Annotated in this window: 14 protein-coding genes; 13 read left to right on the forward strand and 1 reads right to left on the reverse strand. The window is 59.1% G+C overall.

Going from position 1 to position 8,043, the window contains the following annotated elements; translation table 11 throughout:
- On the reverse strand, positions 1-387 hold a 387-nt coding region (locus tag FKV24_RS08015), incomplete at its 3' end, for a helix-turn-helix domain-containing protein (protein WP_141482002.1).
- Positions 388-547: 160 nt separating this feature from the next.
- Between FKV24_RS08015 and FKV24_RS08020 the strand changes: the two genes are divergently transcribed.
- The 13 genes from FKV24_RS08020 (at position 548) to FKV24_RS20215 (ending at position 7,672) form a co-directional block, all read left to right on the forward strand.
- On the forward strand, positions 548-730 hold the full coding sequence (locus tag FKV24_RS08020; protein ID WP_141482003.1) for a hypothetical protein: 183 nt from the start codon (positions 548-550) through the stop codon (positions 728-730).
- Entirely contained in the window at positions 727-876 is a 150-nt protein-coding gene (locus FKV24_RS19245; RefSeq protein WP_170288250.1) for a hypothetical protein, read from the forward strand. The genes FKV24_RS08020 and FKV24_RS19245 overlap by 4 nt, the downstream gene beginning before the upstream one ends.
- Positions 873-1,091: a hypothetical protein gene (locus FKV24_RS08025; RefSeq protein WP_141482004.1), complete on the forward strand. Its 219-nt coding sequence runs from the start codon at positions 873-875 to the stop codon at positions 1,089-1,091. The genes FKV24_RS19245 and FKV24_RS08025 overlap by 4 nt, the downstream gene beginning before the upstream one ends.
- A complete protein-coding gene (locus FKV24_RS08030; RefSeq protein ID WP_141482005.1) occupies positions 1,088-1,279 on the forward strand; it encodes a hypothetical protein in 192 nt (63 codons plus the stop codon). Before FKV24_RS08025 ends, FKV24_RS08030 begins: the two co-directional genes overlap by 4 nt.
- Positions 1,269-2,300 carry a replication initiation factor domain-containing protein gene (locus FKV24_RS08035; protein ID WP_141482006.1) on the forward strand — a complete coding sequence of 344 codons (1,032 nt, stop codon included), beginning with the start codon at positions 1,269-1,271 and terminating at the stop codon, positions 2,298-2,300. Before FKV24_RS08030 ends, FKV24_RS08035 begins: the two co-directional genes overlap by 11 nt.
- A 2-nt stretch (positions 2,301-2,302) precedes the next feature.
- The gene (locus FKV24_RS08040) at positions 2,303-2,575 is read left to right on the forward strand and encodes a hypothetical protein (RefSeq protein WP_141482007.1); all 273 of its coding nucleotides are present in this window, start codon (positions 2,303-2,305) and stop codon (positions 2,573-2,575) included.
- A 3-nt stretch (positions 2,576-2,578) separates the two neighbouring features.
- Complete coding sequence (locus tag FKV24_RS08045) at positions 2,579-2,794, forward strand: hypothetical protein (RefSeq protein WP_141482008.1); 216 nt, start codon at positions 2,579-2,581, stop codon at positions 2,792-2,794.
- A gap of 30 nt (positions 2,795-2,824) precedes the next feature.
- The gene (locus FKV24_RS08050; RefSeq protein ID WP_141482009.1) at positions 2,825-3,076 is read left to right on the forward strand and encodes a hypothetical protein; all 252 of its coding nucleotides are present in this window, start codon (positions 2,825-2,827) and stop codon (positions 3,074-3,076) included.
- 130 nt (positions 3,077-3,206) lie between these two features.
- Positions 3,207-4,799, forward strand: coding sequence for a hypothetical protein (locus FKV24_RS08055; RefSeq protein ID WP_141482010.1), 1,593 nt, complete (start codon positions 3,207-3,209; stop codon positions 4,797-4,799).
- On the forward strand, positions 4,799-5,119 hold the full coding sequence (locus FKV24_RS08060) for a DUF2523 family protein (protein WP_141482011.1): 321 nt from the start codon (positions 4,799-4,801) through the stop codon (positions 5,117-5,119). The genes FKV24_RS08055 and FKV24_RS08060 overlap by 1 nt, the downstream gene beginning before the upstream one ends.
- Positions 5,116-6,303: a zonular occludens toxin domain-containing protein gene (locus FKV24_RS08065; RefSeq protein WP_141482012.1), complete on the forward strand. Its 1,188-nt coding sequence runs from the start codon at positions 5,116-5,118 to the stop codon at positions 6,301-6,303. The genes FKV24_RS08060 and FKV24_RS08065 overlap by 4 nt, the downstream gene beginning before the upstream one ends.
- A complete protein-coding gene (locus FKV24_RS08070) occupies positions 6,297-7,013 on the forward strand; it encodes a TraX family protein (protein ID WP_141482013.1) in 717 nt (238 codons plus the stop codon). The genes FKV24_RS08065 and FKV24_RS08070 overlap by 7 nt, the downstream gene beginning before the upstream one ends.
- A gap of 251 nt (positions 7,014-7,264) precedes the next feature.
- Positions 7,265-7,672, forward strand: coding sequence for a DUF4124 domain-containing protein (locus FKV24_RS20215; RefSeq protein WP_425481600.1), 408 nt, complete (start codon positions 7,265-7,267; stop codon positions 7,670-7,672).
- Positions 7,673-8,043 lie beyond the last annotated feature (371 nt).

The raw sequence follows: 8,043 nt of genomic DNA on the forward strand, positions 1-8,043 counted from the left end.
TTCGCATAATGCATAGGGCGTGTTGCCGTTCAGGTTCGCCGCCACCGTCGCTTTAGCCGGGGCAGGGAACACCATCAGGGCGACGACCGCGATCGACGCCGCCGCCCCGAGTTGGCGCGCGATGCGTGCCCATGCGCGCCTGTCTTCACCGTCTCGCGCACGTTCCGACTCTACGAGCGCGAGCCATGCTGCCTCCGATTCGCCCAGGTCACGAGCCATCTTGCTGATGACATGTGGCGCAGCTTGGGACACTCCGACCTTGTAGTTCGATATCGAGGTCTGGCCGACGCCTAATTCCTTCGCAAGCTCTTTCTGCGTGAGAGGCCCGCCATTACTGGCGGAGCGCCATTCCATCCACTTGTCAAGTAGTTTCTTCGTCGCGTTCATTTACCAAGCCTCTTGACATTCCGATACCAAGACCATTGAATCATGCCCGGCTACCAAGAGTCTTGGTAGAGGGCCAACCCGCCGGGGGCAGGCCCCGGCGACCCGAACTCCCCCCTAGGAGCGCCGTCGAGCCCCCGGCCATCGTCAGGGAGGGGACTCGATGACTTCAACGCTGCTGCTCCTGAGCGCCGCCATGCTGCTCGCGACGCCGGGCATATGCCGTTACCGCGCTGCTGAGCGCCGCCGCCGTGCTGACTCCGATCTCCGCGCTGCGCGCCTCCTGCTGTGGGCGAAGCAGCACGCGGCCAAGTTGCGCCGCCAGCGTGGGGGAATCGAAGCATGAGCCCTGTCCACGCTCTATCGCTCTGGATCGCCATCCAGCCGCCGCATGTGCTGCTGCTGATCGGCAACGTGTTCGGTGCGCTCGCCGCGCTTCCTGCGGGCTGGCTCGCCGGCCGCGCTGTCAGCCGAGGGGAGGGCAGGGCATGAAGACTGACCTGTTTTGGATCGACGTCAAGTGGTTGTCGCTCTGTTTTGTTGTGTGCGCCTCTATCGGGTTCGCCACTGGTGTTTATGTCGCGGCCCTGACCACGGCTGACGCCGAAGCGGAAATCCTTGAGGAAGCGCTACAGCAAAACGAGGAACGCCGCCTGTGCCTCAACGGCAACGCCAACGCCTGTCGGCTTTGGGAGGTTCGTCAGTGACCACCCAGCACATCAGCCAGGTCATGGCCGACCTTGCGTGGGATCGCTACGAGGAAGCCAGCGCCCGCGTCTCTCGCTTCCTCTCCGGCGCGCAGCTCGATCTGTACGACCCGGCCCCGGCCGAAGCCCGCGAATGGCTCGGAATCGCCGTTGCGTGCGACAGGGAGGCACTTCGTCATGGCCGCTGACGGGGACTTTGGCGCGGTGACGCCGTCGAAACCGAGCCGGCTGAGGTCGGTTGGCCCGAGCAGTAACACGGGCCAAAAGGGGAACCTCACAGCCCCCTTGATCGACTTCTGCACGGTGACCTTCCACTCGGAAAAGGCCCGGAAGCTGTTCCGGCCGATGAACGCCAAGCAGATCCTCGACTACGTGTTTATGCCCGGCGCCTCGATCGCTGCCGGTCCGCTCATGGAAAAGACATGGAACTTCGTCTACACGCGCAATGCGGTGCTTGTCGACGAAACGGGTTCGGTCTGTGGTCGTGTCGGCATCAGCGATGACGGCAACGTCTGCGTTTCCCTGACTGGTCAAGGCTGCCAGCACGTCCCGAACTGGCGTTACGTGCATCAGGTTTGCACTGACCTCACCGCGAAGCTTTCGCGGCTTGACATCGCCGTCGATGACCTGACCGGCGACACCTTCGATGTCCATCACTTCCTCCGTCTCTATCAACAAGGCGAATTCGTCATGAATGGCAGGCCGCCCGAAGGCCGTTTTGTGGATGACCTCGGCAATCAGAAGGGTTGCTCTCTGTACATCGGCAAGAAGGGTCACAAGGAGCTCAACGTCTACGAAAAAGGGAAGCAGCTCGGCGACCCCGAAAGCAATCACACGCGTTGTGAGCTGCGTCTGTACGCCGCTCGTACTGAGCTGCCGCTCGATGCGCTGATCGACCCCGGTAAGTATTTCGGCGGGGCATACCCAATGCTCGCCGCCTACGTGATTGGTGAAGCCGAACGGCTGCACGCGCGTGACCGCATGGTCAATGCGTCCGCGAAGGCGATGGTCAAGTTCCTTCGCAATCAGGCTGGAACGGCCTTGAATCTGGCTATGGACGCGCTCGGCGAGGAAGTGTGCCTTGCGCTCCTCAAACAACATGTGCTTCGACCGGGTCGCCCGGGGCGCATGAAGTCTGTAACAGGCGACCTCAAGGCCCAAGTGCGCGAGCAGTTGCTCGGCATGGGCATCAACCAAAAGGCAGCATAACCATGCGAATCACCATCACCAGCACGCACGTCGACGAGAAGAAGTGGGAGAAGGGCGACCGTTCCGGCGTCATCCGCACGCAGGAGGCAACGGCCGAGAACAAGTTCTTCCGAAATCGCGTTCGCCTCGACCTGGGCAAGGAGCCGGCGTATCCCGTCGGCGAGTACGAACTCGACCTCGAGGAGAACGTCAGTGTCGGCGACTTCGGCGACTTCAAGCTCGCCCGCAAGCCGAAGCTGCACCGCGTCGAAGCGGCCAAGCCCAAGGCCGCCTGATCGATGACCGCGCCGGTCTATCTGCTTTCGTGCCTCCCCGAGCATATCGACGGGGATGGCGCATGCACTCAACCGGTGTGGGTCGAGAAACCTGTTCCAGTGTTGCCCGCCCTGACGCTGGAGGAGGGCGTCGAGATCGCATTCGCGATTATCGGCGTGTGGGTGGTTGGCCTCGCGTGCCGTCTGTACATCAGGGCCACCCAGCAAGGGCGCTACTAGGGCAATTCCGCCTAACCTCAAGGGAACCACATGAAGAAGCTCCTCAAGAATGCCCGTCAGTCGGGTATCTCCCTCCGCAACAAGCTGCGCAACGCCGTGATCGGTGCCAGCGTCGCCATGACGGCCGTGCCCGGTCTCGCATTCGCCACCGGCACCGATCCGGCCGCGGCGATCACCGCCGAGCTGTCCGGCATCAAGGACAACGTGGGCGGCATCCTCGTTGTCCTGGCATCCGTCGTCGGTCTGATGTTGCTGTGGGCGTACATCAAGCGCGCCAAGTGATCGGCGGCAATCCGTAGGGCTTTGGGACGAGTGCACGCGTCCCTTAGCCCTTTTTTTTTGAGGGGAATATCATGGGCTATTTTGTGATCATCGCCGTATTGGGGGCGTGCTGGCTCGCGTTCGATGCGGTATGAACTGGCTTCTTCGCTATCTAACGAGGCGCGTTGGTGTTTGGTTGCTTATAGCGGTCTTAGCGGCTCTATTTGGGTCAGGTCGTTTGCATGCTGAGGATTTCAGCAAGTGTCATGACTACGAGGTTACGAGCGCAACCTGTGCAACGGGTAAAGAGGCTTTAGCGGCCGCGATCGCTGGTCGAGAGTCCTACTTTTCTTCTATTCCATCGGATGCGGTGTTCTGTGATCCTATTCTGAATGGGAATTCTCTTTGGATTGCTCCAGTTAGACGGCCTCACTGTTCTGCTGGAAGTACGTTTCTTGGGTCATTTAACCGGTCTTTTCCTTCCGGAAATTTTTGCGCAGACCCTAATGCGAGTTGGGATGCTGATAGAAAGGACTGTGTGTGCGAGGGCGGATATACGCTCGATCCATTTACACAGCAGTGCCTCGATCAGCAGCAATGCCTTTCTCGTAACAGCGACATTTTCCAAGGCATGAAGTTGGGGGCGTTGTCGTCGTCCTGTGTCGGCGGTTGTGAGTACGCACCGGTTGGCGGTGGCACTTGCTCCGGCTCAGGTGCTGATCGTATTTGCGCTAGTCGATTTGAGTACACCGGCAATGCCTGTGATGGCTCTACACCGCCTCCTGACACGCCGCCTAACGAGCCCGGACCCGATCAGGAGTGCAAGCCCGCAGGTTCCGGGCAAACGTTCTGCATGAAGCCTGACGGCGACCATTGCTATAGCGCTAGCACCGGTCGTCAGATCTGTTGGGACCCGCGAGAAACCGGACAGAAGAACGATGGCGACGTTCGGCAGAAGCGAGATGCGGGTACTGACCCGATTCCTCCTGACCTGCAGCTTCCGTCAGGAGACGGGCTTAGCCAGACCGGCGTCCCTGTGACTCAGACCACTACGATCAACAACGACACCATCGTTACCACTACTACGAATTACTCTACGGATAACGGCACCAATGCGAACGGTGGCGGCTCCAATAACGCCAATCAGGGAGAGCCAAGCGACGGTAGCGGAGGGGGAGATGGAGACGATGGGGACTCCGACGATGGCACAGCCTCTGGTGGAGGTGATTGCGATACGCCTCCGATCACGACAGGTGATCCAGTTATGGGCATGGTTGCCACTCAAGCTTGGCATACGCGTTGCGCAGTTGAGGCAGGGAACGCGGCTAAGGTGACGGGAGATGTGGGCGACTGTTCTGAGCCCTTCACTGTCGATGGAAATAACGCCAATGCTCACCAGCTTCGCGCGTTGCGTGCTGAGATTTGCAAGGGCGACAGCAACGGGAACGGTCAACCCGATTATTTGGAGCTCGATGGCGAGTATCAGGGCGACCCCGAGGAAGGGGAGGGGCCAAACGGCACTACTGATGAGTTTACGTTCGGTCCCGACATGCTCGATCAAGGCGGCCTGTTGGGTGGTGGTGGCTCTTGTCCATCCTTGGGTGCAATCGATTTCGGCTTCTTTGGCAGCATCGATTTCGATTCTTTTCCTTACTGGTGCAACCTCGTTTCGATCATGCGTGCTGTTGTCCTGCTTGTAGGGGCATTCACGGCACTTCGGTTGCTTATGGGAGACAGCTTCTAATGACCAACATTCGGGAATGGCTGATCGAGTTTTCCGCTCGACTCTTCAGCGTATTTTTTCAAGGCATTGGTGGTCTTGTAGCTCGAGCTCTAGGAGCGTTTGGGCTGACGATTGTTTCAGTTCGCTCACTGCTCCCTGACCTCAAGAGCTTCGTTCTAGGCTATGTCAATCAACTGCCGCAGGGTCCGCTGGACTTCCTCTCTGCGATTGGCTTCGACATTGCCATGACGATGGTGCTATCTGCACTCACCATCCGTATGGCTTGGAAGATACTCATTGTCCCGAAGTCAGTTCTTCCTCAGACCGGGGGTGGCGCATGATTTTCTGGTACACAGGTCAGCCAGGTCACGGCAAAACGCTGCACGCTATCGATCATGCGTTGCGCTTTCGCGATCAAGGACGCCTTGTCTATGTATGCAACGTTACTGACTTCGATCACGACAAGGCGAAGTGCTTGCCGATGACTCCGGAGGAGTTCATCGACTGGACGAATTTCCTTCCGGATGGCGCCGTCGCGTTGGTTGATGAAGCTTACGAGCACGGCATGCTTCCAAAGCGTCGCCCCGGTTCTGCCGTTCCTAATCACGTGCAGCAGCTTGCGAAGCATCGTCATCGCGGTATCGACTTCATTTTTGTGTGCCAGTCGCCGGCTAAGCAGGTCGACGAGTTCATGCACGACCTGATTGAACAGCATGTGCACGTCCGGCGTCGCTTCGGCACGCCTTACGTTCACTTGCGCAAGTTCGATCGGTACGAGCGCAACCCGGAGAAGGGCTCTCCGCTCAGCGTCAAGCGCACCTTTCTGCCCAAGCGTCCTCGCGGTCTATACAAGTCCACGACCATGGATACTACGGAACGCAGCATTCCGTGGTACTTCATTGCTGCACCTATTCTGCTGGTCTTGATCATTTGGCAGGTCTGGCATCGCGCCGAGGTTCTCGACGATAAATTCACCGGGTCAGGGAGCATGGACGCGGCCGCAGCTACCAAGGAGGAGGGAGCGCAGAACGGAGCGAGAGCGACGGTCGAAGCGACCGACGAAGCGACATCGAGCACGCCAACACGCACATCCGACTACGTGGCATGGATGACGCCGAGAATACCTGGGCAGCCTTGGACGGCACCGGCCTATGACAATCTTTCAGTCCCGGCTCAGTCGCCACGTGTTTTCTGCATGGCGTCGGGGTTGGAGCCTGATCAGTCGTGCTCATGTTTGACGGAACAGGGAACGCGGTATGTGATCGAGCTCAATCGTTGCCTGATGATTGCCAAGCAGGGGCAGTACGAACCTTTCTTTGATGAAGTGCAGGGTGATCGCCGGCGCTTGGATGACGCCACACAGCTCAGGCGCGTGTCTGAACGTCTTTCTTCGCTGGGTGCTATAGGCCCTTCGTCTGGCGCTACCTCCGAAAGTGTCGGTCCTGTGATCGAAGCGCCGCAGATTTCAGCCTATGGTGATATCGGCGCGCGTGATATCACTCATGCGGATGTGGGTTCATGGTGACTGCATCGATTAGCACTCATTGCCGGTCGGCTTTGTCCTTTGGCGACAGCAGCATCGAGTTTGCAAAGTGGATCGCCTTCGCTTTGATGCTCGTCGACCATGTCAATGCCGTTTTCATGGATAGGCAAGGTGGCGTCGCTATTGAAGTGCTTGGACGCATGGCTATGCCCGTTTTCGCGTTTGTTCTGGCCTATAACCTGTCGCGACCTTCGGTGAACTTCCAGCGTGTCCTGCGCCGCTTGCTGCTCTTTGGGTTGGTGTCGATGCCCGCGCATGCGTTCCTGTTCGGTGTTGTGGGGCCTTGGCCGCTCAACATCATGGCTACTTTTGCTGTCTCGGTTGCTGTGATCATGTTCCTTCGTTCTGGGGATCGCCTGAGCGCGATCGCTCTGTTTCTGGTTGGGTCGTGTCTTGTTGAGTATTGGCACGCGGGTACGGGCCTTGTGGTGGCGTTCTGGCTGTTTCTGCAAGGCTCTCGTCTCGGCTTTCCTGCGATAGTTGCTGCGTTCGGCGCCCTTTGCCTTGTCAATGGCAATGCCTGGGCATTGTTTGCGTTTCCGTTGCTCCATATCGTGAGGCTTTCGCCTGTGGCGATCAGTCGCAGTCGTTGGGCATTCTGGATGGCATATCCCTTGCATCTTTCGGTGCTGGCAGTGCTCACCCTTGAGTTGGTCTTCTTTCCATCTGGAAGCACATTTATTTGCAAATAGTGCTTGAGTTGCTCGCGTGTGCCGCCCTCGAGCACTCTTTAGATCCCATCGACTGAGTGGGTGTGGGCGCAGCCCACGGATACCGCGATCCGGAGTTCACGATTACCTGCAGTAAAGTCGGCGCGCACGTCACGCCCGGATCACGCCGATAGCCGCCTCCTGCTGACCCGCTTTTTCCTTCTCGTTCGCCGAGCTACTATTCGTGAGCCACGTCACGGATAGGGGGGATGGTCATGCGATGGATGCTTGCGATGGGCTTGCTGGTGATCGCCATGCCTGCGGCGGCCCAGCAGGTGCACAAATGCGTATCTCAGGATGGCTCGGTGAGCTATCAGAGCGCGCCATGTGCCTCTACGGCGAAGCAAGAGAAGTCGTGGGATGCCAAGCCCGAGCCGCCTCCGACCAACGCTGAGCGCTGGCGACGCTACTACGAGGCTAGGCGAGGTGAGGCTGACTCCCAGTATCTATCCAGACTCGCGGGCACCAGTCGAACGCCGTCGCGGGCCCAGGGTGCTGCGATTTCATCGTCGTCAGGTTCAAACGCTCGTTGTGAGCAGACGAAGCGAAGTCGGGATGCCGCCTATGAGCGGTACGGTTTGAATCGTACCTTTGAGCAGTCCAGTTACTGGGATGGCCGTGTTCGTGACGCTTGCAAGTAGCCGTTAGTCGCTGAACATGCGTCCGTGCCGCCATAGCCACCGATCTAGCAGGTGCGGCGCGATCCAGTCGCCCGAGGGTGACACCAGCCGCGCGCCAGCCATGCGCCAGCCGCGCCACGGGCCGTGGAGTGGTGTGTGGTTGTAGACCACACGTTGGTGCAGCTGAGCTGCACAGTTGTTCGGACAAGTTCCGCCTGGCTGCCAACATGGCGGCCTTTCCACTTCGATCATTGGGTCCGCCCCCTGAAACGGACCGGGGACCGTATAGGCCCCCGGGTTGCTTTGGGATCGGACTACGCCGCGAGGGCGGGTCGGAAATTTCCTAGACGAAGTGTCTCCAGCCACCTGCGTAGAACTTCGCATAATGCATA

The sequence above is a fragment of the Marilutibacter maris genome (assembly GCF_006546735.2).
GTDB lineage: Bacteria > Pseudomonadota > Gammaproteobacteria > Xanthomonadales > Xanthomonadaceae > Marilutibacter > Marilutibacter maris.